Raw genomic sequence first — 24,050 nt, forward strand, 5'->3', positions numbered from 1 at the left:
GCCGATGGTAGTGTGGGGTCTCCCCATGTGAGAGTAGGGAACTGCCAGGCATCAAACAAGAAGAACCCCGTACCGAAAGGTGCGGGGTTTTTTGCTTTTGTTTTCTCCCTCTCCCTGCGGGAGAGGGGCGGGGTGAGGGCATCAAACCGCACAATCTCCTTTCCTTGAAACTTTCTCACCTTGGTCTTGCAGGCTCGACATTCCAGCGGTTTCTCGTTATCGTTAGCTGTCTGGATGTCTAAACGTTTATACGTATGCTGTGAGGATTTAAGGTTATGCCGATTCGGGTGCAGGACGAGCTACCAGCCGTCAATTTCTTACGTGAAGAGAATGTCTTCGTCATGACGGCTTCACGCGCTACAGGTCAGGAAATTCGCCCGTTGAAGGTGCTTATTCTCAATCTGATGCCGAAAAAGATCGAAACGGAGAATCAGTTCCTGCGTTTACTCTCCAACTCGCCGCTTCAGGTTGATATCCAGCTGCTGCGGATCGATGCCCGCGAGTCGCGCAATACCCCATCGGAGCATCTCAATAACTTCTACTGTAATTTCGAAGACATCCGCGATGATAACTTCGATGGCCTGATCGTCACCGGCGCACCGCTTGGGCTGGTTGAATTTAATGACGTCGCCTACTGGCCGCAGATCCAGCAGGTACTGGAATGGGCAAAAGATCACGTCACCTCCACGCTCTTTGTCTGTTGGGCGGTTCAGGCCGCGCTGAACATTCTTTATGGCATTCCTAAGCAAACGCGCACCGAAAAGCTTTCTGGCGTGTATGAGCACCACATTTTGCATCCCCATGCGCTGCTGACGCGCGGATTCGATGATACCTTCCTCGCTCCGCACTCCCGCTACGCTGATTTCCCGGCGCAGCTGATTCGTGATTACACCGATCTGGAGATCCTGGCTGAAACGGAAGATGGCGATGCCTACCTGTTTGCCAGCAAAGACAAGCGCATCGCGTTTGTTACCGGACACCCTGAATACGATCCCCATACCCTCGCCGCAGAATATTTCCGCGATGTAGAGGCAGGTTTAAACCCGGACGTTCCGTATAACTATTTCCCGAAAAACGATCCGCAGAACACGCCCCGGGCTTCCTGGCGCAGCCACGGAAATTTGCTGTTTACCAACTGGCTGAACTATTACGTCTATCAGATCACGCCGTACGATCTGCGTCACATGAATCCGACGCTGGAGTAATCTGCTGCACAAAACGATCCTAAAGCGTTTCAGCTACTCATAAGAGGCACCTTCGGGTGCCTTTTTTATTTCCGAAATGGAACTCAACATCTAATAAAACTTTAAATTCATTGTAATCAATATGTTAATAGTATTTTAAATTAAAAATGGAAATTGTTTTTGATTTTAGAAAATTTATAGATAGTCTTAATTCTGCTGAGCGAAAACTACCCAACGATCTTTCGCTCGCATCGGGGGGAGTATTTTCGATCTTTGATGAGGAGCAGAATCATGACTCAACAGGCAACCGCGGCCGATGCACTGGCCTTTAACCAGCCATACGGCGCACAAGAAGAGCAAATATTAACGCCGGAGGCCGTCGAATTCCTGACCGAGCTGGTGATCCGCTTCGCGCCCAAGCGCAATCAGCTGCTGAGCGCACGCGTTCACCAGCAGCAGGAAATCGATAACGGGAAGCTTCCGGGCTTTATTTCGGAAACTACTTCCATTAGAAATGGCGACTGGAAAATCCGCGGTATTCCTGAAGATTTGCAGGATCGCCGCGTTGAGATCACCGGCCCGGTAGAGCGCAAGATGGTCATTAACGCCATGAACGCGAACGTCAAAGTCTTCATGGCCGATTTCGAAGATTCGCTGGCGCCGGACTGGCGCAAAGTGATTGACGGGCAGATCAACCTGCGCGATGCCGTTAACGGCACCATCAGCTATACCAACGAAGCCGGAAAAATCTACCAGCTCAAGCCCGATCCGGCAGTGCTGATTTGCCGCGTGCGTGGCCTCCATCTGCCTGAAAAGCACGTGACCTGGCGTGGCGATGTCATCCCGGGGAGCCTGTTTGATTTCGCCCTGTACTTCTTCCACAACTATAAAGCCCTGCTGGCAAAAGGCAGCGGCCCCTATTTTTACCTGCCAAAAACCCAGTCCTGGCAGGAGGCAGCCTGGTGGAGCGAGGTGTTCAGCTACGCCGAAGATCGTTTCAACCTGCCGCGCGGCACCATCAAAGCGACGCTGCTGATTGAAACCCTGCCCGCCGTGTTCCAGATGCATGAAATTCTGCACGCCCTGCGCGACCACATTGTCGGGCTGAACTGCGGGCGCTGGGACTACATCTTCAGCTACATCAAGACCCTGAAAAACCATCCCGATCGCGTGCTGCCGGACCGTCAGGTTGTCACCATGGATAAGCCTTTCCTTAGCGCCTATTCGCGCCTGCTGATCAAAACCTGTCACAAGCGCGGTGCGTTTGCGATGGGCGGCATGGCGGCGTTTATCCCGAGCAAAGACGTTGAGCGTAACAATCAGGTGCTCAATAAGGTGAAGGCCGATAAAGAGCTTGAAGCGCGTAACGGCCACGACGGTACCTGGATTGCGCACCCGGGCCTGGCCGATACGGCAATGGAGGTCTTCAGCCGCGTGCTCGGTGATAACAAAAATCAGCTGTTTGTGACCCGCGAAGAGGACTCGCCGACGGCGGCAGAGCAGCTGCTGGCACCGTGCGAAGGTGAACGTACCGAAGAGGGGATGCGCGCTAATATCCGCGTCGCCGTGCAGTACATCGAAGCGTGGATCTCCGGCAACGGCTGCGTGCCGATCTACGGCCTGATGGAAGATGCCGCCACGGCGGAGATTTCGCGTACCTCTATCTGGCAGTGGATCCACCATCAAAAGAAACTCAGCAACGGTCAGGTGGTCACCAAAGCGCTGTTCCGCCAGATGCTTGCCGAAGAGATGCGTGTCATTCAGGACGAGCTGGGCGAGCACCGCTTCAGCAGCGGACGTTTTGACGATGCCGCCCGCCTGATGGAGCAGATCACCACCTCAGACGACTTAATCGACTTCCTCACCCTGCCGGGCTACCGCCTGCTGGCGTAATCCACCACATAACAATATGGAGCATCTGCACATGAAAACCCGTACCCAACAGATCGAAGAATTACAGAAAGAGTGGACTCAGCCGCGCTGGGAAGGCATTCGTCGCCCGTACAGCGCCGAGGAAGTGGTGAAATTGCGCGGCTCGGTCAATCCGGAATGCACGCTGGCACAGAACGGCGCGGCGAAGATGTGGGAATTGCTGCACGGCGGCTCTAAAAAGGGCTATATCAACAGCCTCGGCGCGCTGACCGGCGGGCAGGCGTTGCAGCAGGCGAAAGCGGGAATTGAAGCGATCTATCTGTCGGGCTGGCAGGTGGCGGCCGACGCTAACCTCGCCTCCAGCATGTACCCGGATCAGTCGCTCTACCCGGCCAACTCCGTGCCGTCGGTGGTGGATCGGATCAACAACACCTTCCGCCGTGCAGATCAGATCCAGTGGTCTGCGGGCATTGAGCCAAACGATCCGCGCTTTGTGGATTACTTCCTGCCGATCGTGGCGGACGCAGAGGCCGGCTTCGGCGGCGTGCTGAACGCGTTTGAGCTGATGAAATCGATGATTGAAGCCGGTGCAGCGGCGGTTCACTTCGAAGATCAGCTGGCGTCGGTGAAAAAATGCGGCCACATGGGCGGGAAAGTTTTGGTTCCAACCCAGGAAGCGATTCAGAAGCTGGTTGCCGCGCGTCTGGCGGCTGACGTGCTCGGCGTGCCGACGCTGGTGATTGCCCGTACCGATGCCGATGCGGCGGACCTGATCACCTCGGACTGCGATCCGTATGACAGCGAATTTATTACCGGCGAGCGCACCAGCGAAGGGTTCTACCGGACGCATGCCGGTATTGAACAGGCCATCAGCCGCGGCCTGGCGTATGCGCCGTATGCGGATCTGGTGTGGTGTGAAACCTCGACGCCGGATCTGGCGCTGGCGCAGCGCTTTGCTGACGCTATCCACGCGAAATACCCGGGCAAGCTGCTGGCCTATAACTGCTCGCCGTCCTTCAACTGGCAGAAGAATCTGGACGATAACACCATCGCCAGCTTCCAGCAGCAGCTGTCGGACATGGGCTACAAATACCAGTTCATCACCCTCGCGGGGATCCACAGCATGTGGTTCAACATGTTCGACCTGGCGCACGCGTACGCTCAGGGCGAGGGCATGAAGCACTACGTTGAGAAGGTGCAGCAGCCGGAATTTGCCTCGGCGAAAGACGGCTACACCTTTGTCTCGCATCAGCAGGAGGTGGGGACAGGTTACTTTGATAAGGTGACCACCATCATTCAGGGCGGGGCCTCCTCCGTCACCGCGCTGACCGGGTCGACCGAAGAAGCGCAGTTCTGATGTTTTTCTCCCCCTCACCCCAGCCCTCTCCCCTAGGGGGAGAGGGAGCAAAGCTGTTGTGTGCCAAATTTAACAACCCGCTCCAGTCTATTCCCTCTCCCCTCTGGGGAGAGGGTTAGGGTGAGGGGTGAGGGGAGCCTATGACGCGTGGCCTGGAATTACTGATAGCACAAACCATTCTGCAAGGATTTGACGCGCAGTACGGCCGTTTTCTGGAAGTCACGTCCGGCGCCCAGCAGCGCTTTGAACAGGCTGACTGGCACGCCGTTCAGCAGGCCATGAAGCAGCGTATCCACCTCTACGATCACCATGTGGGTCTGGTGGTGGAACAGCTGCGCTGCATCACCGATGGCAAAAGCCCGGACGCCGGGTTTCTGCTGCGCGTAAAGGAGCATTACACCCATCTGTTGCCCGATTATCCTCGCTTCGAGATTGCGGAGAGCTTTTTCAACTCCGTCTATTGCCGGTTATTTGACCACCGCTCGCTGTCTCCTGAGCGGTTATTTATTTTCAGCTCCCAGCCAGAACGCCGCTTTCGCACTATCCCGCGTCCGCTGGCGAAAGATTTTTATCCTGATAGCGGCTGGGAAACGCTGCTGAATCGCGTGTTAACCGACCTGCCGCTGCGCCTGCCCTGGGAGAATAAAGCGCGGGATGTCGGCTTTATCATCGCCCATCTCAATGAAACCTTTGGCGGCGACGTGCTGAGTCAGAGCCATTTGCAGGTCGCCAACGAGCTTTTCTACCGTAATAAAGCCGCCTGGCTGGTCGGCAAGCTGGTCACGCCATCGGCCGTCGTGCCGTTTTTGTTGCCCATTCACCGCACCGATGACGGTGAGCTGTTTGTCGATACCTGCCTGACCAGCAGCGCCGAGGCCAGCATCGTGTTTGGCTTCGCCCGCTCCTATTTCATGGTGTACGCGCCGCTGCCCGCCGCCCTGGTGGAGTGGCTTCGCGAGATCCTGCCGGGCAAAACCACCGCCGAGCTGTATATGGCGATTGGCTGTCAAAAGCACGCCAAAACGGAGAGTTATCGCGAGTATCTGCGCTACGTCACTACCGCGGACGAGCAGTTTATTGAAGCGCCCGGCATTCGCGGCATGGTGATGCTGGTGTTCACGCTGCCCGGTTTTGACCGGGTGTTTAAGGTGATTAAAGACCGGTTCGCGCCGCAAAAGGAGATGACCGCCGCGCACGTCCGCGCCTGCTACCAGCTGGTAAAAGAGCACGACCGCGTCGGGCGGATGGCCGATACCCAGGAGTTTGAAAACTTTGTGCTGGATAAACAGCAGATCGACCCGGCGCTGATGGCGCTGTTAATGCAGGAAGCCCCGGCGAAGATCGCCGATCTTGGCGATAAAATTGCCATTAGCCATCTTTACATCGAGCGCCGCATGGTGCCGCTCAACATCTGGCTCGAGCAGTCCAGCGGCCAGGCGCTGCGCGATGCGATTGAGGAGTACGGCAACGCCATCCGCCAGCTTGCCGCCGCCAATATTTTCCCGGGCGATATGCTGTTTAAAAACTTCGGCGTCACCCGCCACGGGCGCGTGGTGTTCTACGATTACGATGAAATTTGCTACATGACCGAGGTGAATTTCCGCGATATTCCGCCGCCGCGCTACCCGGAAGATGAACTGTCCGGCGAGCCGTGGTACAGCGTGTCGCCGGGGGACGTGTTCCCGGAGGAGTTCCGCCACTGGCTGTGCGCCGACCCGCGCATCGGGCCGCTGTTTGAAGAGATGCATGAGGATCTGTTCCGCGCCAGCTACTGGAAAGGCCTGCAAACGCGGATCAGGAATGGGCATGTGGAGGATGTTTACGCGTACCGGCGCAAGCAGCGGTTTAGCATTCGGTTTTCCCCCCCTCCCTGTGGGAGAGGGCCGGGGTGAAGGCATCAGGCCGCAGTGCAGCCTCATCGCCCGGTGGCGCTGCGCTTACCGGGCCTACTAACGGATCCCACCGTACGCCAGCGTAACCTCTTTCGCCGCCTTGATCACCAGCGCCCCCAGCTCGGTCACGCGGTCGTCCGTCATGCGTGAAATCGGCCCGGAAATCGAGATAGCGGCAAACGGCTCGCGATGCTCGTCAAAAATGCAGGCCGCCAGACAGCGCAAGCCCAGCGCGTGTTCTTCATCGTCAAACGAATAGCCACGCTTGCGGGTCAGGGCGAGATCTTCTTTCAGGTGAACAGGCGAAACCAGCGTGGCGTGGGTGTAGGCGTGCAGCCCTTTGCGGTGCAGCAGCCCCGTGACCTGCTCCTCGCTCAGTTGGGACAGAAACGCTTTTCCCGCCCCGGAGGCGTGCATCGGCAGCTTACCGCCAATTGGCGCGGACATACGCATCAGCTGCGTACACTGCACCTGGTCGATGATGATGGCCTGATGGTCGCTCTGATCCAGCACCGCCAGGTTCACCGTTTCGCCTGAATCCTCCATCAGCTTGCGCAGGATAGGGTGCACGATAGCCAGAAGATTGCGGCTTTGCAGGAAGCTGCTGCCGACGATAAACGCGTGTGCGCCCACCGCCCAGTGGCCCAGCTCCCCGACCTGACGCACAAACCCCAGCTGCTGCATGGTGGTCAGCAGGCGGTGGGTGGTGGAGTTCGGCAGGCCAGCCTGCTGCGCCAGCTCCGTCAGGGCCACGCTGCCGTGCGACTCGGCGATCCATTCCAGCAGCTTCAGGCCGCGCGTCAGGGACTGAACCTGTCCGCCGGGCTGAGCGGCTGTGGTTGCAGCAGGTTTTCTGCCGCGCTTGGCGGGAACGGTGGCGACCATAACGACTCCTTTTCTGTATCGTGGAAATCATTTTCGTTTTATTTGGTGATTTTGCAACCGTTATCCTGACTGATCGGAGGAGTGATGGTGAACATGTCTCATGTTACCGCCGGGCGACTTTTCCACCCCGCGAGATTATGCCAGTATGAACCGCAGCCTTTTTGGCCATGTTGAGCGTTGTCGGGAGCAAGTGTGAGCAGCAAAGTGAAGCAACTGCGTGCGCAGTTAAATGAACGAATTCTGGTGCTGGACGGCGGCATGGGCACCATGATCCAGGGCTACCGTCTGAGTGAAGACGATTTCCACGGCGAGCGCTTCGCCGACTGGCCGTGCGATCTGAAAGGGAACAACGACCTGCTGGTGCTCAGCAAGCCGTCCGTTATTAAGGATATCCACAACGCCTACTTCGAAGCGGGCGCGGATATCGTTGAAACCAACACCTTCAACTCGACAACTATCGCGATGGCGGATTACCAGATGGAATCCCTGTCGGCGGAAATCAACTATGAAGCGGCGAAGCTTGCCCGCGCCTGTGCCGACGAATGGACGGCCCGCACGCCGGATAAGCCGCGCTACGTTGCCGGGGTGCTTGGCCCGACCAACCGCACCGCATCAATTTCGCCGGACGTGAACGACCCGGCGTTTCGAAATATCACCTTTGACCAGCTGGTGGCGGCCTATCGCGAATCGACCAGAGCGCTGGTGGAAGGCGGTTCCGATCTGATCCTGATTGAAACGGTGTTCGACACCCTCAACGCCAAGGCCGCCATTTACGCGGTGAAAGAGGAGTTCGAGGCGCTGGGCGTTGACCTGCCGATCATGATTTCCGGCACCATCACCGACGCCTCCGGGCGTACGCTGTCCGGCCAGACTACCGAAGCCTTTTACAACTCCCTGCGCCACGCGGAGGCGCTCTCCTTCGGCCTGAACTGTGCGCTGGGGCCGGACGAACTGCGCCAGTACGTGCAGGAGCTTTCTCGCATTGCGGAATGCTACGTCACCGCCCACCCGAACGCCGGGCTGCCGAATGCGTTTGGCGAGTACGATCTGGATGCCGACACCATGGCGGCGCAAATCCGCGAGTGGGCCGAGTCCGGTTTCCTGAATATCGTCGGCGGCTGCTGCGGCACCACGCCGGAGCACATCGCGGCGATGAGCAACGCCGTTGCCGGTCTGCCGCCGCGCAAGCTGCCCGAGCTGCCGGTTGCCTGTCGTCTGTCCGGCCTTGAGCCGTTGACCATCGGCGACGACAGCCTGTTTGTGAACGTGGGGGAACGTACCAACGTCACCGGCTCCGCGAAGTTCAAACGTCTGATCAAAGAAGAGAAGTACAGCGAAGCGCTGGACGTGGCGCGCCAGCAGGTGGAAAGCGGCGCGCAGATCATCGATATCAACATGGACGAGGGGATGCTCGACGCCGAAGCGGCGATGGTGCGTTTCCTTAACCTGATTGCCGGGGAACCGGACATCGCCCGCGTGCCGATCATGATCGACTCCTCCAAATGGGAAGTCATCGAAAAAGGGCTGAAGTGCATTCAGGGTAAAGGCATCGTTAACTCGATTTCGATGAAAGAGGGCGTCGATATCTTTATCCACCACGCGAAGCTGGTGCGCCGTTATGGCGCGGCGGTGGTGGTAATGGCCTTTGACGAAGTGGGCCAGGCCGATACGCGCGAGCGCAAAATCGAGATTTGCCGCCGCGCGTACAAGATTTTGACCGAAGAGATGGGCTTCCCGCCGGAAGACATCATTTTCGACCCGAACATTTTCGCCGTGGCGACGGGTATCGAAGAGCACAACAACTACGCTCAGGACTTTATCGGCGCGTGCGAGGACATCAAGCGCGAGCTGCCGCATGCCCTGATCTCCGGCGGCGTGTCGAACGTATCCTTCTCGTTCCGCGGCAACGACCCGGTGCGTGAAGCGATCCACGCCGTGTTCCTCTATTACGCCATCCGTAACGGCATGGACATGGGGATCGTCAACGCCGGACAGCTGGCGATTTATGACGATCTGCCCGCCGAGCTGCGTGATGCGGTGGAAGACGTGATCCTGAACCGCCGTGACGATGCCACCGAACGGATGCTGGATCTGGCGGAGAAATATCGAGGCAGCAAATCGGATGAGGCGGCAAACGTCCAGCAGGCCGAGTGGCGCGCCTGGGACGTGAAAAAGCGTCTGGAATATTCGCTGGTGAAAGGCATCACCGAATTTATTGAGCAGGATACCGAAGAGGCGCGCCAGCAGGCCGCGCGGCCGATTGAAGTGATCGAAGGGCCGCTGATGGACGGCATGAACGTGGTCGGCGATCTGTTTGGTGAGGGTAAAATGTTCCTGCCGCAGGTGGTGAAATCCGCCCGCGTGATGAAGCAGGCGGTGGCCTACCTTGAACCCTACATTGAAGCCAGCAAAGAGAAAGGCTCCAGCAACGGCAAGATGGTGATAGCTACCGTGAAGGGCGACGTTCACGACATCGGCAAAAACATCGTCGGCGTGGTGCTGCAATGTAACAACTACGAAATTATCGACCTCGGCGTGATGGTGCCGGCGGATAAAATCCTAAAAACCGCGCGCGAGGTGAATGCCGACCTGATTGGCCTCTCCGGGCTGATCACCCCGTCGCTGGACGAAATGGTTAACGTGGCCAAAGAGATGGAGCGCCAGGGCTTTACCATTCCGCTGCTGATTGGCGGGGCGACCACCTCGAAGGCGCACACGGCGGTGAAAATCGAGCAGAACTACAGCGGCCCGACGGTCTACGTGCAGAACGCCTCGCGCACCGTGGGCGTGGTTTCGTCGCTGCTGTCGGCCACCCAGCATGACGACTTTGTGGCGCGTACCCGTAAAGAGTACGAAACCGTGCGTATTCAGCACGCCCGTAAGAAACCGCGCACCCCGCCGGTGTCGTTACAGGCGGCGCGCGATAACGATCTGGCGTTTGACTGGTCCAGCTATACGCCGCCCGTGGCGCACCGTCTGGGCGTGCAGGACGTCACTGCCAGCATCGAAACGCTGCGTAACTACATCGACTGGACGCCGTTCTTTATGACCTGGTCGCTGGCCGGAAAATATCCGCGCATCCTCGAAGACGAGGTGGTGGGCGAAGAGGCGAAGCGGCTGTTCAAGGACGCTAACGACATGCTCGACGCCCTGAGCGCCGAGAAGTCCCTTAACCCGCGCGGCGTGGTGGGGCTGTTCCCGGCGAACCGCGTGGGGGATGACGTTGAAATCTATCGTGATGAAACCCGCACCCACGTGCTGGCGGTAAGTCGTCATCTGCGTCAGCAAACCGAAAAAGTGGGCTTTGCCAACTACTGTCTGGCGGACTTCGTTGCGCCGAAACTTTCCGGTAAAGCGGACTACATCGGCGCCTTTGCCGTGACCGGCGGGCTGGAGGAAGACGCGCTGGCGGAGGCCTTTGAAGCGCAGCACGATGACTACAACAAGATCATGGTGAAAGCGATCGCAGACCGCCTGGCGGAAGCTTTCGCGGAGTATCTGCACGAGCGCGTGCGCAAGGTTCATTGGGGCTATGCGGCTAACGAGAACCTCAGCAACGAAGAGCTGATCCGTGAAAACTACCAGGGCATCCGCCCGGCCCCGGGGTATCCGGCCTGTCCGGAACATACCGAAAAGGGCACTATCTGGAAGCTGCTGGACGTCGAGGCGCACACGGGAATGAAACTCACCGAGTCCTTCGCCATGTGGCCGGGCGCGTCGGTGTCGGGCTGGTACTTTAGCCACCCGGACAGCAAGTACTTTGCCGTGGCGCAGCTCCAGCGCGATCAGATTGAGGATTACGCCTTGCGTAAAGGGATGAGCGTGTCGGAAGTAGAGCGCTGGTTGGCGCCAAATCTGGGTTACGACGCGGACTAAGTTCATTTTTCCTTACAACATACAGGGCACCTCCAGGGTGCCCTGTCTCTTTCTTACGTTTAAACCCTTATACTGATCCAAGGAAACGTATAACGATAAGGAGAACCCACCGCCGTGCTAACCCTGTTACATCTGCTCTCTGCCGTGGCGCTGCTCGTCTGGGGCACACATATTGTCCGGACCGGCGTGATGCGCGTCTTTGGTGCGCGCCTGCGTACCGTATTAAGCCGCAGCGTGGAGAAAAAGCCGCTCGCGTTCTGCGCAGGCATCGGCGTGACCGCGCTGGTGCAAAGCAGTAACGCCACCACCATGCTGGTCACCTCGTTTGTGGCGCAGGATCTGGTGGCGCTGACGCCTGCGCTGGTGATTGTGCTCGGCGCCGACGTGGGGACCGCGCTGATGGCGCGTATCCTGACCTTCGACCTGTCGTGGCTTTCGCCGCTGCTGATCTTTATCGGCGTGATCTTCTTCCTTGGCCGCAAGCAGAGCCGCGCCGGACAGCTCGGACGCGTGGGGATTGGCCTGGGGCTGATCCTGCTGGCGCTGGAGCTGATTGTGCAGGCGGTGACGCCGATTACCCAGGCGAACGGCGTGCAGGTGATTTTCGCCTCGCTGACCGGCGATATTATGCTGGATGCGCTGATTGGCGCGGTCTTTGCCATCGTCAGTTATTCCAGCCTGGCCGCCGTGCTGCTTACCGCCACCCTAACCGCCGCCGGAGCCATCTCGTTCCCGGTGGCGCTGTGCCTGGTGATCGGCGCGAACCTCGGCTCCGGGCTGCTGGCGATGCTCAACAACAGCGCCGCCAACGCCGCGGCCCGCCGCGTGGCGCTTGGGAGCCTGCTGTTTAAGCTGGTGGGCAGCCTGATCATTCTGCCGTTTGTCCATCCGCTGGCAAACCTGATGGATAATCTCCCGCTGCCGAAGGCGGAGCTGGTGATCTATTTCCACGTGTTCTACAACCTGGTGCGCTGCCTGGCGATGGTGCCTTTTGCCGCCCCGATGGCGCGCTTCTGCGAACGCCTTATTCGCGACGAACCGGAGCTGGATGCGCGGCTCAAGCCGAAGCATCTGGACACCTCCGCGCTCGATACCCCCGCGCTGGCGTTAGCCAATGCCGCCCGCGAAACGCTGCGTATGGGCGACGCGATGGAAACCATGCTGGAAGGGCTGCAAAAGGTGATGCACGGCGAGCCGCGCGAGGAGAAAGAGCTGCGCCGCTTGGCCGATGACATCAACGTGCTCTACACCGCCATCAAACTCTATCTGGCGCGGATGCCGCAGGACGAGTTGGCGGAAGAGGAGTCCCGCCGCTGGGCGGAAATCATCGAGATGTCCCTGAACCTGGAGCAGGCGTCAGACATCGTCGAGCGCATGGGCAGTGAAATCGCCGATAAATCCCTGGCGGCGCGCCGCGCCTTCTCGATTGAGGGGTTAAAAGAGCTGGAAGCCCTGCACGAGCAGCTGGTCAGCAACCTTAAGCTGGCGATGTCGGTCTTCTTCTCGAGCGACGTGCCGAGCGCGCGACGTCTGCGCCGCAACAAGCACCGCTTCCGTATCCTCAACCGTCGCTACTCACACGCGCACGTTGAACGTCTGCATCAGCAAAACGTGCAAAGTATCGAAACCAGCTCCCTGCACCTCGGGCTGCTGGGGGATATGAAGCGCCTCAACTCGCTGTTCTGCGCGGTGGCGTATAGCGTGATGGAGCAGCCGGATGAAGATGACGAGCGGGATGAGTATTAATCGTCGACCTGCCTGATAGTTAACCCAAGGCCCAGCGCTTTCATGACCGCCAGAGTCGTTTTAAGCGTTGGGTTACCTTTCTCACTCAGGGACCGATACAGTTGCTCCCGGGACAAGCCGGTATGCTGTGCAATGTTTGACATTCCCTTTGCACGTGCGGCTACGCCCAGCGCCTGCGCAATATAGGCGCAATCACCCGTTTCCAGCGCATCGGCCATAAAAACGGCAATTTCCTCGTCATCGACAAGTGCGTCTGCGGGATCGTAAGGGGTCAATTTATTCATTGCCGACTAACTCCTGTGAATCGAAGGTTTTCGCGAGCATTTTTGCCAGCAGGATATCTTTATCCTGGCTGCTTTTATCCCCGCCGCATAGCAGGAGAATGATGAATTTCCCCTGTTGTTTGAAATAGATCCTGTAGCCTGGGCCGTAGTGGATCCTGAGTTCACTCACGCCCGCCCCGACGGTTTTTGCATCGCCGGGAAGATTATTTGCCAGACGAAAGAGGCGTGTGGCGATGAGCGTCCTGGCGCGGCGATCGGTTAATTTCTGCTCCCAGCGGCGGAAGGACTCGGTCTGCACAAGCTCCTTCATACTACTCCCTGTTATTTATAAACTACAGTTTCATTTGATATCCAGGAGAGGGAATTTAAGGGGAGGGGGATATAAGGGTAAATAGCGGCGAGTGAGATCCTGAAAGCGCCTCGCAAAACCGTTTTGAGGTGCGTGCTTCCCTTTAAAAAGCGAATTAGGCTGTAGCCCTTACCGTTTAGAGGGAATAGAAAGTGCTTGTTTATTACGCTACACTTCGCCAATTCATGCGCATTCCTATGGGGGTTATCATGCGCACTGCTAAAGGCGTAAAAAAATCGGTCAATGTCTCGTTGGCTCCAGAGATTCTGGAAGAGGCTCGCAGACTCAACATCAATCTTTCTGCGGTGTTAACCGGGGCATTGCAGGAGAAATTTCGCGAAGCACAGCGCATGGCATGGCTGGAGGAAAACCGATCCGCCATTGATGCGGTGAACCAATGGGTAGATGAAAACGGTTCTTTCAGCGATTTCCAGAGGTCGTTCTGATGGAACAATATTTTGCTTATGAGAACGCAGGTGGCGGGAAGAAAGCCTATCCCTGGCTCATCAATATGCAGCATCCGGTGGCGAATGTGTTAAAGCATGTGCTGGTGGCACCCGCCATTGAGCTGGACAAACTGGCTGGCCGCCAGCCACCGGCTAAAGTCTGTCCTGTCGTTGAAATTGCGGGAAAACCCTGCGTGGTGATGATGCACATGATGTCCGGTATCTCTGCCAAAGAGCTCGGCGAGCGCGTTGCCGATCTCACTGACAAAAGGGCTTCGCTGCGGGATGCGCTCGATTTTCTGATCAACGGTTACTAGGGCTTTTTTGTCAGCCGCAACCTAAGGTATATTTCGCCTTCACAGGAGAAACTATGCTGCCAACTCAATCAACCCGATTAAACAAATACATTAGCGAGAGCGGGATCTGCTCACGTCGCGAGGCTGACCGTTACATCGAACAGGGTAACGTTTTTCTTAACGGCAAACGCGCCACCATCGGCGACCAGGTTGTGCCTGGCGATGTGGTCAAGGTCAATGGTCAGGTCATCGAACCGCGTGATGCTGAAGACCTGGTGTTTATCGCGTTGAACAAACCGGTTGGTATCGTCAGCACCACGGAAGACGGCGAGCGCGACAACATTGTGGATTTCGTTAACCACAGCAGCCGAATCTTCCCGATTGGTCGCCTGGACAAAGACTCGCAGGGGCTGATCTTCCTCACCAACCACGGCGATCTGGTGAACAAAATCCTGCGTGCCGGGAACGACCACGAGAAAGAGTACGTTGTTACGGTCAATAAGCCGGTAACGGACGAGTTTATTCGTGGGATGGGCGCGGGCGTGCCGATTCTGGGCACCGTGACCAAAAAGTGTAAGGTGAAAAAAGAGGCGCCTTTTGCGTTTCGCATTACGCTGGTGCAGGGGCTGAACCGCCAGATCCGCCGCATGTGCGAGCACTTTGGCTACGAGGTAACGAAGCTGGAGCGTACCCGCATCATGAACGTCAGCCTGTCCGGTATTCCGCTGGGCGAGTGGCGTGACTTAACGGGCGATGAGCTGATTGAGCTGTTCAGGCTTATCGAAAACTCCTCGTCCGAAGCGAAGCCGAAAGCCAAAGCCAAGCCGAAAACGCAGGCGATTAAGCGCCCGGTGGTGAAAGCGCCGCCGTCGGAGGACAAGGGACGCGGCAAGCCGGGCAACGGCAAACGCTTTACCCAGCCTGGGCGCAAAAAGAAAGGGCGCTGATCAGCGCCTTCCACGGGTAGAGGTATTTGCCGACCAGGAGAAGGTCGACTCTGCATCGGGTTTATAAGCCTGCTCTTTTTTCAGCTTGCGGGCTTTCTTCGCCTCGGCCTCGCGCTGGGCCATCAGCTTGTCGATGTACTCTTTTTTAACCTGATTGGTTTCGGCATTGGTCAGCGTGCGGCCATGCGCGATGCGGGCGCGGTCGAGGAGCGTTTTCAGTTCTCGCTGCTCGGCTTCGGTCATATCTTTTTGGGTTAATCGTGGTGTCGCCATTGCTGAAGCCTCCTGACAGGTGAGGCTTCAGTGTAAAGCAACTTCCGCCAGTTAACCCTGTTTCACCGCATCTTTTTTCGCTGGTTCATCAATAGGTTTGCCGGACCAGTAGCCTGCCAGCAGCGAGCCGGAAAGGTTGTGCCACACCGAGAACAACGCCCCCGGCAGCGCCGCCAGCGGTGAGAAGTAGATTTTGCCGAGCGCCGCCGCGAGACCGGAGTTTTGCATTCCCACCTCTATCGCCAGCGTGCGGCAGGTGGATTCATCAAAGCCGAACAGCTTCCCGCCCCAGTAGCCGCCCAGCAGACCAATGGTGTTATGCAGCACTACCGCGACAATCACCACAAAGCCCACGGAGGCGATGTGCGACGCGGAACCCGCGACCACGGCGCTGATGATTGCCAGAATACAGACCATCGAAAAGGCCGGGAGATACGGCTCAACCGCCTTCACCACGCGAGGGAAGAGATGGTGGATCGCCAGCCCCAGCGCAATCGGGATCACCACGATTTGCAGAATGCTCAGCAGCATTCCCATCACGTCGACCTGAATGTGGGCATCCACATACAGGCGAGTGAGCAGCGGGGTGGCAATCACCCCCACAAGGGTCGACACGGAGGAGATGGTGACGGAGAGCGCCACGTCGCCTTTCGCCAGATAGATCATTACGTTGGACGCCGTCCCACTGGCCACGCTGCCTACCAGCACCATCCCGGCGGAGAGGTCTGGCGGCATCTTGAAGGCCATCGCCAGCAGCCAGGCCGCGAGGGGCATCACCAGATAGTGCAGGAATATCCCGGCAGCGACGGGCGCGGGGCGCGACAGCACGCGTTTAAAGTCGTCGATTTTCAGATGCACGCCCATGCCGAGCATAATCAGCATCAGCAGCGTGGTTACCCAGGGGCCAATGCCCGTGAAGTGGGTGGGAGTGTAATACGCGAGTACGGAGAGCAGCAGCGCCCATAACGGGAACAGCCGCGTGATGGCGGATAACATAGGATTTCCTTGCAGTATTGTCGTGTTGTTTAGTTATGAAAAAGCCGGGTCTGTGCCCGGCTTATAGGTATTGTTTATCGTGCTAACGAATATTATTCAAACAAATTCTGATGAAGTTTTTGCACGACCTGCTCTGCCTGATCGGCAGGCACCAGGAAGCAGAGGTTGTAGCTGGACGCGCCGTAGCAAATCATACGAATGCTGAACGGGTCGAGCACGCCAAACACCTCTTTGCCCACGCCGCAGGCGCGCGACAGCTTGTTGCCGATGATGGCAACCAGCGCCAGATCTTCTTCCACCTCAACGCGGCACAGTTCGGACAGCTCGATCAGCAGCGACTGGGTCAACAGCGTATCGCCGGTAGAGGTCGAGCCGGTAGTGTCCAGCGTCAGGGCGATGCTCACTTCTGAAGTGGTGATCAGATCGACCGAGATATTATGGCGCGCCAGAATGCTGAACACTTCCGCCAGGAAACCGCGTGAATGCAGCATATTGTGGCTGTGCAGCGTGACCAGCGTCTGGCGACGGCGCAGGGCCAGCGCGCGGAACAGCGGCGGGTTCTCGGTTTTCTTGCTGACCAGCGTGCCGCCCGCTTTCGGATCTTTGCTGGAGCCCACGAACACCGGGATATCGCTACGCACCGCAGGCAGCAGCGTGGCCGGGTGCAGCACCTTCGCGCCGAAGGTCGCCATTTCAGCGGCCTCTTCAAACGCAATGACGTCGATACGTTTTGCGGCAGGCACCACGCGCGGGTCGGTGGTGTAAATGCCCGGTACGTCGGTCCAGATGTCGACGCGGGTCGCGTGCAGCGCTTCGCCGAGCAGCGCCGCGGTGTAATCACTGCCGCCACGGCCAAGCGTGGTGGTGCGGCCTTTGGCTTCGCTGCCGATAAAGCCCTGCGTAATGACAATGCCTTCCGCCAGGCGCGGCGCCAGCTGCTGGGCCGTCAGCTCCGCCAGCGCGTCGATGTCCGGCTCTGCGCGACCAAAACGGTCGCTGGTGCGCATCACTTTACGCACATCGAACCACTGCGACTGAACGTTGCGCTCGCGCAGGATCTCAACGAACAGCAGGGTCGACATTAGCTCGCCATGGCTGACCAGTTCGTCGGTCAGGGCGGTGGAGGTCGCCAGCGACGCGGCTTCTGCCAGGGTAGTGATGTTTTCCAGCAGACGCTCAACTTCTTCGCGGATCACGTTCGGGTTCTGCATACGTTCGAGGATGTCGAACTGAATTTTGCGCAGCGCATCGAGCTTCACGAAGCGTTCTGTCGCTTCCAGTCCTTCAGACAGAGAAACCAGCAGGTTCGTCACGCCAGCGGAGGCAGAAAGCACTACCAGGCGGGTATTCGGATCGGCCAGCACCACATCGGCGCTGCGGTTCATGGCATCGTAATCAGCCACACTGGTGCCGCCAAATTTAGCGACCACAAAACTCGTCATAACAACCTCGTGTCAGGGAATGAATAAAGCGACCATGGCACAAGAAAGCTACGAAAACAGGTGCAGGCGCAAAATACGGCCCTATAAATAAAATGCGGGGGAGGTCCTGTCAATGCTGGGATTATGCGGATTTTTCATGGGGGTGCCCCCCTCAGTAACAGTACTTATAACAAGCCATTATTTTATTCTGCAAATAAGGTCTTTCTGAACGACATTCCACGCCGTCCGGGGCGGGGTTTAGCAACTATACTCTTTGGGTCTTTTCACTCGCGATTGATGCAGGCCAGGGCAATGGCATAAAAACCATCACAATTTTTGTTCGCAGGCGCTACAATCGACCGCAGTCACAATTCTCAAATCAGAAGAGTATTGCTAATGAAAAACATCAACCCAACGCAGACCGCTGCCTGGCAGGCACTACAGAAACATTTTGATGAAATGAAAGACGTTACTATCGCGGATCTGTTCGCGAAAGACGGCGATCGTTTCAGCAAGTTCTCCGCGACCTTCGACGACCTGATGCTGGTGGATTTCTCCAAAAACCGCATCACCGAAGAAACGCTGGCGAAATTGCAGGATCTGGCGAAAGAGACTGAGCTTGCCGACGCCATCAAATCCATGTTCTCCGGTGAGAAGATCAACCGCACCGAAGACCGTGCCGTGCTGCACGTCGCCCTGCGTAACCGTAGCAATACTCCTATCATCGTTGACGGCAAAGATGTGATGCCGGAAGTGAACACGGTGCTGGAAAAGATGAAAGCCTTCTCTGAAGCCATCATCTCCGGCAGCTGGAAAGGCTATACCGGTAAAGCCATCACCGACGTGGTGAACATCGGTATCGGCGGCTCTGACCTCGGCCCGTTCATGGTGACCGAAGCGCTGCGCCCGTACAAAAACCACCTCAACATGCACTTTGTCTCTAACGTTGACGGTACCCATATCGCTGAAGTGCTGAAGAACGTGAATCCGGAAACCACGCTGTTCCTGGTGGCGTCTAAAACCTTTACCACCCAGGAAACCATGACCAACGCCCACAGCGCGCGCGACTGGTTCCTGAAAACCGCGGGCGACAACAAGCACGTGGCGAAACACTTCGCGGCGCTGTCGACCAACGGTAAAGCGGTGGGCGAGTTCGGTATCGACACGGCGAACATGTTCGAGTTCTGGGACTGGGTTGGCGGCCGTTACTCTCTGTGGTCCGCGATTGGTCTGTCCATCATTCTGTCCGTAGGCTTCGACAACTTCGTTGAGCTGCTCTCCGGCGCGCACGCGATGGATAAACACTTCTCCACCACCGCGCCCGAGAAAAACCTGCCGGTGCTGCTGGCGCTGATTGGTATCTGGTACAACAACTTCTTCGGCGCAGAAACCGAAGCCATCCTGCCGTACGATCAGTACATGCACCGCTTCGCGGCGTACTTCCAGCAGGGCAATATGGAATCCAACGGTAAATACGTTGACCGTAACGGCAACGCGGTGGATTACCAGACGGGCCCAATCATCTGGGGCGAGCCGGGCACTAACGGTCAGCACGCGTTCTATCAGCTGATCCACCAGGGCACCAAAATGGTACCGTGCGATTTCATCGCGCCAGCCATTACCCACAACCCGCTGTCTGACCACCATCCGAAGCTGCTGTCTAACTTCTTCGCTCAGACCGAAGCGCTGGCGTTTGGTAAATCCCGCGAAGTCGTTGAGCAGGAATACCGCGACCAGGGTAAAGATCCGGCGACCCTGGATCACGTGGTCCCGTTCAAAGTGTTCGAAGGCAACCGCCCAACCAACTCTATCCTGCTGCGCGAAATCACGCCGTTCAGCCTGGGTGCGCTGATTGCCCTGTACGAGCATAAAATCTTCACTCAGGGCGCTATCCTGAACATCTTCACCTTCGACCAGTGGGGCGTTGAGCTGGGCAAACAGCTGGCAAACCGCATTCTGCCTGAGCTGGGTGATGATAAAGCCATTACTAGCCACGACAGCTCTACCAACGGTTTGATTAACCGTTATAAAGCCTGGCGCGGATAATTAACAGGCCATGAAAAATGCCGGCGATATGCCGGCATTTTTTTATCGGATAATTCCTGATGTCTGTTATTTAACTCAAATTCCTGAGCTGAGTTTAATCTGAAAAAAGCCGATGACCCGTTAATTACTGCGGTTTATTTTAGGATAATACGGAGAGAGGATAAATTGAGATTTATTATAACTTTTTGAATTTAGTATAATTTATATTTGTTTAATTATTCTTATATTTCATTAATATCCAATTGTCCGAAAACCCCACCTCTATTTCCCTACACGCCAAACCCGCTGCTTTAATTGTGTATACTCGATTCCGCCCGAATTTCTTTTTGGGCAAACCTCCATTCATTCAATGAAGGGAAATTGTTATGAAGAAAGTACTGTATGGCATTTTTGCCATCTCTGCGCTTGCGGCGACATCTGTGTATGCGGCTCCGGTTCAGGTCGGGGAAGCAGCAGGGTCGGCAGCGACGTCTGCGTCTGCGGGGAGTTCTACCGCAGCCAGCACCAGCACCGTAGGCTCAGCAGTGGGTGTCGCGCTGGCGGCAACCGGTGGCGGTGATGGCTCCAATACCGGAACCACGACCACTACGACGACCAGCACCCAGTAATACCGGGTGTTTTAATCATAACCACACTTCGGTGTGGTTATTTCGCCCCCTCGGAGAAGAGTCGTGAAGCGACCTGGAATCATTTTGATTTGCCTGCTGTTGCAGGCGTGTTCAGCCACCACCAAAGGGCTGGGCCATTCATTGTGGGACAGCATGTTCGGTACGCCAGGCGTCCACCTGACCGATGACGATATCCAGAACATGCCCTATGCCAGCCAGTACATGCAGCTAAACGATGGCCCGCAGCTGTTTGTGGTGCTCGCTTTCGATGAAAACGGGCAGCAGAAATGGGTGACGCAGGATCAGGCCACCATCGTGACGCAGCATGGCCGCATCGTAAAAACCCTGCTCGGCGGGGATAACCTGCTTGAGGTGAACAACCTCGCGGCCGACCCGCTCGCCAGACCGAATCAAATCGTCGACGGCGCAGGCTGGACGCGCACGATGGGCTGGACCGAACATAACCAGGTCCGATACGCCACCGCGCGGTCGGTCTTCCGCTGGGACGGCACCGACAGCGTCAGCGTGGGCAGCGACGTGACGCAGGTACGGGTGCTGGACGAAGAGGTCACCACCGACCAGGCAAGCTGGCATAACCGCTACTGGGTGGACGACGAAGGGCAGATCCGCCAGTCGCTCCAGTATCTCGGCGCCGGGTTCTTCCCGGTGAAAACCACCCTGATCAAGGCGGCGAAACAATGAAAACGCTCTTTCGCATCGCATTGATTGCAAGCCTCACCTCGCCGCTGGCGTGGTCTGCCGGCACGGTAAAGGTCTACACGCCGGATAACGCGCAGCCCAAAACCCTTACCAACGCCGAACACCTGCTCGATCTCGTCGGTCAGCCCCGTCTGGCAAACAGCTGGTGGTCGGGGGCGGTGATAAGCGAACGCCAGGCGTCGGTTGAGGCGGAGCAAAAACAGCGCGCCCTGCTGGCGCGACTGACGGGATTAGCAGAACAGGAAGATGGCGATGACGCGGCGGCTATCAACAGCGTGCGCCAGCAGATTCAGGCGCTGAAGGTGACAGGACGACAGCTTATCAATCTTGATCCGGACAAGGTGCGGGTCGCGGAAAACGGTAATCCGACGCTCGAGGGCGAATACAGCCTGTGGCTTCCGGCCCAGCCGACCACCGTCACCGTGATGGGGCTCATCAGCAGCCCGGGCAAAAAGCCCTTTACGCCGGGGCGGGACGTGGCGAGCTATCTCGACGAACAGAGCCTGCTGAGCGGGGCGGACAACAGCTACGCCTGGGTGCTTTACCCGGACGGGCGCACGCAAAAAGCGCCGGTGGCCTATTGGAATAAACGCCATATCGAACCCATGCCGGGCAGCGTGATTTTTGTCGGGTTTGCCGACCACTTCTGGACGAAGGCTTATGACGGACTTAACGCCGATATCCTTCATACCCTGATGCAGCGGATACCGGATTAATGAAAAGAACCTATCTTTACAGCCTGCTGGCGCTGTGCGTCAGCGCCGCCTGCCACGCGGAAACGTACCCGGCGCCCATCGGCCCGTCGCAGTCTGACTTTGGCGGCGTCGGTTTACTGCAAACGCCCACCGCGCGTATGGCGCGGGAAGGGGAGCTGAGCCTCAACTATCGCGATAACGATCAGTACCGCTACTACTCCGCCTCGGTGCAGCTTTTCCCGTGGCTCGAAACCACCCTGCGCTACACCGACGTGCGAACGAAAGAGTACAGCAGCGTGGAGGCCTTCTCGGGCAATCAGACCTATAAAGATAAAGCCTTCGACCTGAAGGTGCGCCTGTGGGAAGAGAGCTACTGGATGCCGCAGGTCTCCGTGGGCGCGCGCGATATCGGCGGGACGGGGCTGTTTGACGCGGAATACCTGGTCGCCAGCAAAGCCTGGGGGCCGTTCGACTTCTCGCTGGGCCTCGGCTGGGGCTATCTCGGCACCAGCGGCAACGTGAAAAACCCGTTCTGCTCCTACAGCGACAAATACTGCTATCGCGACAACAGCTACCAGAAAGCCGGTTCCGTTAACGGCGATCAGATGTTCCACGGCCCGGCCTCGCTGTTTGGCGGTATCGAATACCAGACGCCGTGGCAGCCGCTGCGCCTGAAGCTGGAGTACGAAGGCAACAACTACAGCGAAGATTTCGCGGGCAAAATTGAGCAGAAGAGCAAGTTTAACGTCGGCGCCATTTATCGCGTCACCGACTGGGCCGACGTTAACCTCAGCTACGAGCGCGGCAACACCGTGATGTTTGGCTTCACGCTGCGCACCAACTTCAACGACATGCGTCCGCACTACAACGACAACGCGCGTCCGGCGTATCAGCCGCAGCCGCAGGACGCGATTTTGCAGCACTCCGTGGTGGCGAATCAGCTGACGCTGCTGAAATACAACGCCGGTCTGGCGGATCCGAAAATTCAGGTCAAGGGCGACACGCTGTACGTGACCGGCGAGCAGGTGAAATACCGCGACTCGCGCGAAGGGATCGAGCGCGCTAACCGGATCGTGATGAACGATCTGCCGGACGGGATCCGCACGATCCGCGTGACCGAAAACCGCCTCAACCTGCCGCAGGTGACAACCGAAACCGACGTCGCCAGCCTCAAGCGCCATCTGGAAGGCGAGCCGCTTGGACACGAAACCGAGCTGGTGCAAAAACGCGTCGAGCCGGTGGTGCCGGAGAGCACCGAGCAGGGCTGGTATATCGATAAATCACGGTTCGATTTCCATATCGATCCGGTGCTGAACCAGTCCGTCGGCGGGCCGGAAAACTTCTACATGTATCAGCTGGGCGTGATGGCAACGGCGGATCTGTGGGTCACCGACCACCTGCTTACCACCGGTAGCCTGTTTGGCAATATCGCCAATAACTACGACAAATTTAACTACACCAACCCGCCGAGCGACTCGAAGCTGCCGCGCGTGCGTACCCGCGTGCGTGAATACGTGCAGAACGACGCCTACGTGAATAACCTGCAAGCCAACTACTTCCAGTACTTCGGCAACGGCTTCTACGGCCAGGTGTACGGCGGGTATCTGGAAACCATGTACGGCGGCGCGGGGGCAGAAGTGCTGTACCGTCCGGTGGACAGCAACTGGGCGTTTGGCGTGGATGCGAACTACGTGAAGCAGCGCGACTGGCGCAGCGCGCAGGACATGATGAAGTTCACCGACTACAGCGTTAAAACCGGCCATCTGACCGCCTACTGGACACCGTCGTTTGCCCAGGACGTGCTGGTGAAAGCCAGCGTCGGGCAGTATCTGGCGGGGGATAAGGGCGGTACGCTGGATATCTCTAAACACTTCGACAGCGGCGTGGTAGTGGGCGGTTACGCCACCATCACCAACGTGTCGCCGGACGAGTACGGGGAAGGGGACTTCACCAAAGGCGTGTATGTGTCGATTCCGCTGGATCTGTTCTCGTCAGGCGCAACCCGCAGCCGCGCCGCGATTGGCTGGACGCCGCTGACGCGCGACGGCGGGCAGCAGCTTGGACGTAAGTTCCAGCTGTATGACATGACGAGCGATAAGAATATTAACTTCCGCTGATGCTTCTTTCCCCTCACCCTAACCCTCTCCCCTAAGGGGA

20 protein-coding genes are annotated in these 24,050 nt (G+C 57.6%); 14 read left to right on the forward strand and 6 right to left on the reverse strand.

What is annotated here, in order from left to right:
* Positions 1-275: 275 nt before the first annotated feature.
* The 4 genes from metA (at position 276) to aceK (ending at position 6,305) form a co-directional block, all read left to right on the forward strand.
* Complete coding sequence (gene metA / locus ACSVHP_RS15645) at positions 276-1,205, forward strand: homoserine O-acetyltransferase MetA (protein ID WP_234674894.1); 930 nt, start codon at positions 276-278, stop codon at positions 1,203-1,205.
* A gap of 270 nt (positions 1,206-1,475) precedes the next feature.
* On the forward strand, positions 1,476-3,077 hold the full coding sequence (gene aceB / locus ACSVHP_RS15650; RefSeq protein WP_447552376.1) for a malate synthase A: 1,602 nt from the start codon (positions 1,476-1,478) through the stop codon (positions 3,075-3,077).
* Between the two features lie 31 nt (positions 3,078-3,108).
* Positions 3,109-4,413, forward strand: coding sequence for an isocitrate lyase (aceA, locus tag ACSVHP_RS15655; RefSeq protein WP_234674892.1), 1,305 nt, complete (start codon positions 3,109-3,111; stop codon positions 4,411-4,413).
* 140 nt (positions 4,414-4,553) lie between these two features.
* Positions 4,554-6,305, forward strand: a complete 1,752-nt coding sequence (gene aceK, locus ACSVHP_RS15660; protein ID WP_447552377.1) for a bifunctional isocitrate dehydrogenase kinase/phosphatase — start codon at positions 4,554-4,556, stop codon at positions 6,303-6,305.
* 57 nt (positions 6,306-6,362) lie between these two features.
* Here the strand turns inward: aceK and iclR are convergent, their stop codons facing one another.
* A complete protein-coding gene (iclR, locus tag ACSVHP_RS15665) occupies positions 6,363-7,190 on the reverse strand; it encodes a glyoxylate bypass operon transcriptional repressor IclR (protein WP_219324604.1) in 828 nt (275 codons plus the stop codon).
* Between the two features lie 192 nt (positions 7,191-7,382).
* On the opposite strand from iclR, the gene metH reads away from it, so the two are divergent.
* Positions 7,383-11,066, forward strand: coding sequence for a methionine synthase (metH, locus tag ACSVHP_RS15670; protein ID WP_447552378.1), 3,684 nt, complete (start codon positions 7,383-7,385; stop codon positions 11,064-11,066).
* 114 nt (positions 11,067-11,180) lie between these two features.
* Positions 11,181-12,812: a Na/Pi cotransporter family protein gene (locus tag ACSVHP_RS15675; RefSeq protein WP_234674889.1), complete on the forward strand. Its 1,632-nt coding sequence runs from the start codon at positions 11,181-11,183 to the stop codon at positions 12,810-12,812.
* Here ACSVHP_RS15675 and ACSVHP_RS15680 read toward each other — a convergent pair.
* Complete coding sequence (locus tag ACSVHP_RS15680) at positions 12,809-13,096, reverse strand: addiction module antidote protein (protein WP_447552379.1); 288 nt, start codon at positions 13,094-13,096, stop codon at positions 12,809-12,811. The two genes, ACSVHP_RS15675 and ACSVHP_RS15680, sit on opposite strands and share 4 nt — an antisense overlap.
* Positions 13,089-13,406, reverse strand: a complete 318-nt coding sequence (locus ACSVHP_RS15685; protein WP_447552380.1) for a type II toxin-antitoxin system RelE/ParE family toxin — start codon at positions 13,404-13,406, stop codon at positions 13,089-13,091. Before ACSVHP_RS15685 ends, ACSVHP_RS15680 begins: the two co-directional genes overlap by 8 nt.
* Before the next feature lie 191 nt (positions 13,407-13,597).
* On the opposite strand from ACSVHP_RS15685, the gene ACSVHP_RS15690 reads away from it, so the two are divergent.
* Genes ACSVHP_RS15690 through rluF form a run of 3 tightly spaced genes read left to right on the forward strand, consistent with a single transcriptional unit; the run spans position 13,598 to position 15,134 of the window.
* A complete protein-coding gene (locus tag ACSVHP_RS15690; RefSeq protein ID WP_417313918.1) occupies positions 13,598-13,891 on the forward strand; it encodes a type II toxin-antitoxin system CcdA family antitoxin in 294 nt (97 codons plus the stop codon).
* Positions 13,891-14,208 carry a CcdB family protein gene (locus tag ACSVHP_RS15695; RefSeq protein ID WP_447552381.1) on the forward strand — a complete coding sequence of 106 codons (318 nt, stop codon included), beginning with the start codon at positions 13,891-13,893 and terminating at the stop codon, positions 14,206-14,208. Before ACSVHP_RS15690 ends, ACSVHP_RS15695 begins: the two co-directional genes overlap by 1 nt.
* Before the next feature lie 53 nt (positions 14,209-14,261).
* The gene (rluF, locus tag ACSVHP_RS15700) at positions 14,262-15,134 is read left to right on the forward strand and encodes a 23S rRNA pseudouridine(2604) synthase RluF (RefSeq protein ID WP_447552382.1); all 873 of its coding nucleotides are present in this window, start codon (positions 14,262-14,264) and stop codon (positions 15,132-15,134) included.
* Here rluF and ACSVHP_RS15705 read toward each other — a convergent pair whose 3' ends face one another.
* The 3 genes from ACSVHP_RS15705 to lysC form a co-directional block, all read right to left on the reverse strand.
* Positions 15,135-15,407, reverse strand: a complete 273-nt coding sequence (locus ACSVHP_RS15705; RefSeq protein ID WP_234674885.1) for a DUF3811 domain-containing protein — start codon at positions 15,405-15,407, stop codon at positions 15,135-15,137.
* 51 nt (positions 15,408-15,458) lie between these two features.
* Positions 15,459-16,403, reverse strand: a complete 945-nt coding sequence (gene panS / locus ACSVHP_RS15710) for a ketopantoate/pantoate/pantothenate transporter PanS (protein ID WP_417313921.1) — start codon at positions 16,401-16,403, stop codon at positions 15,459-15,461.
* A 92-nt stretch (positions 16,404-16,495) separates the two neighbouring features.
* The gene (gene lysC / locus ACSVHP_RS15715; protein WP_234674883.1) at positions 16,496-17,845 is read right to left on the reverse strand and encodes a lysine-sensitive aspartokinase 3; all 1,350 of its coding nucleotides are present in this window, start codon (positions 17,843-17,845) and stop codon (positions 16,496-16,498) included.
* A 375-nt stretch (positions 17,846-18,220) separates the two neighbouring features.
* Between lysC and pgi the strand changes: the two genes are divergently transcribed.
* From pgi to ACSVHP_RS15740, 5 genes are all read left to right on the forward strand, one after another.
* Positions 18,221-19,870 (forward strand): glucose-6-phosphate isomerase, encoded by a 1,650-nt coding sequence (gene pgi, locus ACSVHP_RS15720; RefSeq protein WP_447552383.1) that lies wholly within the window; start codon positions 18,221-18,223, stop codon positions 19,868-19,870.
* A 365-nt stretch (positions 19,871-20,235) separates the two neighbouring features.
* Entirely contained in the window at positions 20,236-20,478 is a 243-nt protein-coding gene (gene yjbE, locus ACSVHP_RS15725; RefSeq protein WP_234674881.1) for an exopolysaccharide production protein YjbE, read from the forward strand.
* 63 nt (positions 20,479-20,541) lie between these two features.
* Positions 20,542-21,180 (forward strand): YjbF family lipoprotein, encoded by a 639-nt coding sequence (locus tag ACSVHP_RS15730; RefSeq protein WP_447552384.1) that lies wholly within the window; start codon positions 20,542-20,544, stop codon positions 21,178-21,180.
* A complete protein-coding gene (locus ACSVHP_RS15735; protein ID WP_417313480.1) occupies positions 21,177-21,914 on the forward strand; it encodes a capsule biosynthesis GfcC family protein in 738 nt (245 codons plus the stop codon). Before ACSVHP_RS15730 ends, ACSVHP_RS15735 begins: the two co-directional genes overlap by 4 nt.
* The gene (locus tag ACSVHP_RS15740) at positions 21,914-24,010 is read left to right on the forward strand and encodes a YjbH domain-containing protein (protein WP_234674878.1); all 2,097 of its coding nucleotides are present in this window, start codon (positions 21,914-21,916) and stop codon (positions 24,008-24,010) included. Before ACSVHP_RS15735 ends, ACSVHP_RS15740 begins: the two co-directional genes overlap by 1 nt.
* The last annotated feature ends 40 nt before the right edge of the window (positions 24,011-24,050 follow it).

The sequence above is a fragment of the Enterobacter sp. 186315 genome (assembly GCF_053290175.1).

Coding starts and splice junctions, on each gene's coding strand:
- lysC (WP_234674883.1), bottom strand. CDS start 17,845: ATGACGAGTTTTGTGGTCGCTAAATTTGGCGGCACCAGTGTGGCTGAT.
- pgi (WP_447552383.1), top strand. CDS start 18,221: ATGAAAAACATCAACCCAACGCAGACCGCTGCCTGGCAGGCACTACAG.
- panS (WP_417313921.1), bottom strand. CDS start 16,403: ATGTTATCCGCCATCACGCGGCTGTTCCCGTTATGGGCGCTGCTGCTC.
- rluF (WP_447552382.1), top strand. CDS start 14,262: ATGCTGCCAACTCAATCAACCCGATTAAACAAATACATTAGCGAGAGC.
- ACSVHP_RS15695 (WP_447552381.1), top strand. CDS start 13,891: ATGGAACAATATTTTGCTTATGAGAACGCAGGTGGCGGGAAGAAAGCC.
- yjbE (WP_234674881.1), top strand. CDS start 20,236: ATGAAGAAAGTACTGTATGGCATTTTTGCCATCTCTGCGCTTGCGGCG.
- ACSVHP_RS15680 (WP_447552379.1), bottom strand. CDS start 13,096: ATGAATAAATTGACCCCTTACGATCCCGCAGACGCACTTGTCGATGAC.
- ACSVHP_RS15685 (WP_447552380.1), bottom strand. CDS start 13,406: ATGAAGGAGCTTGTGCAGACCGAGTCCTTCCGCCGCTGGGAGCAGAAA.
- ACSVHP_RS15740 (WP_234674878.1), top strand. CDS start 21,914: ATGAAAAGAACCTATCTTTACAGCCTGCTGGCGCTGTGCGTCAGCGCC.
- ACSVHP_RS15735 (WP_417313480.1), top strand. CDS start 21,177: ATGAAAACGCTCTTTCGCATCGCATTGATTGCAAGCCTCACCTCGCCG.
- metA (WP_234674894.1), top strand. CDS start 276: ATGCCGATTCGGGTGCAGGACGAGCTACCAGCCGTCAATTTCTTACGT.
- aceA (WP_234674892.1), top strand. CDS start 3,109: ATGAAAACCCGTACCCAACAGATCGAAGAATTACAGAAAGAGTGGACT.
- aceK (WP_447552377.1), top strand. CDS start 4,554: ATGACGCGTGGCCTGGAATTACTGATAGCACAAACCATTCTGCAAGGA.
- aceB (WP_447552376.1), top strand. CDS start 1,476: ATGACTCAACAGGCAACCGCGGCCGATGCACTGGCCTTTAACCAGCCA.
- iclR (WP_219324604.1), bottom strand. CDS start 7,190: ATGGTCGCCACCGTTCCCGCCAAGCGCGGCAGAAAACCTGCTGCAACC.
- ACSVHP_RS15705 (WP_234674885.1), bottom strand. CDS start 15,407: ATGGCGACACCACGATTAACCCAAAAAGATATGACCGAAGCCGAGCAG.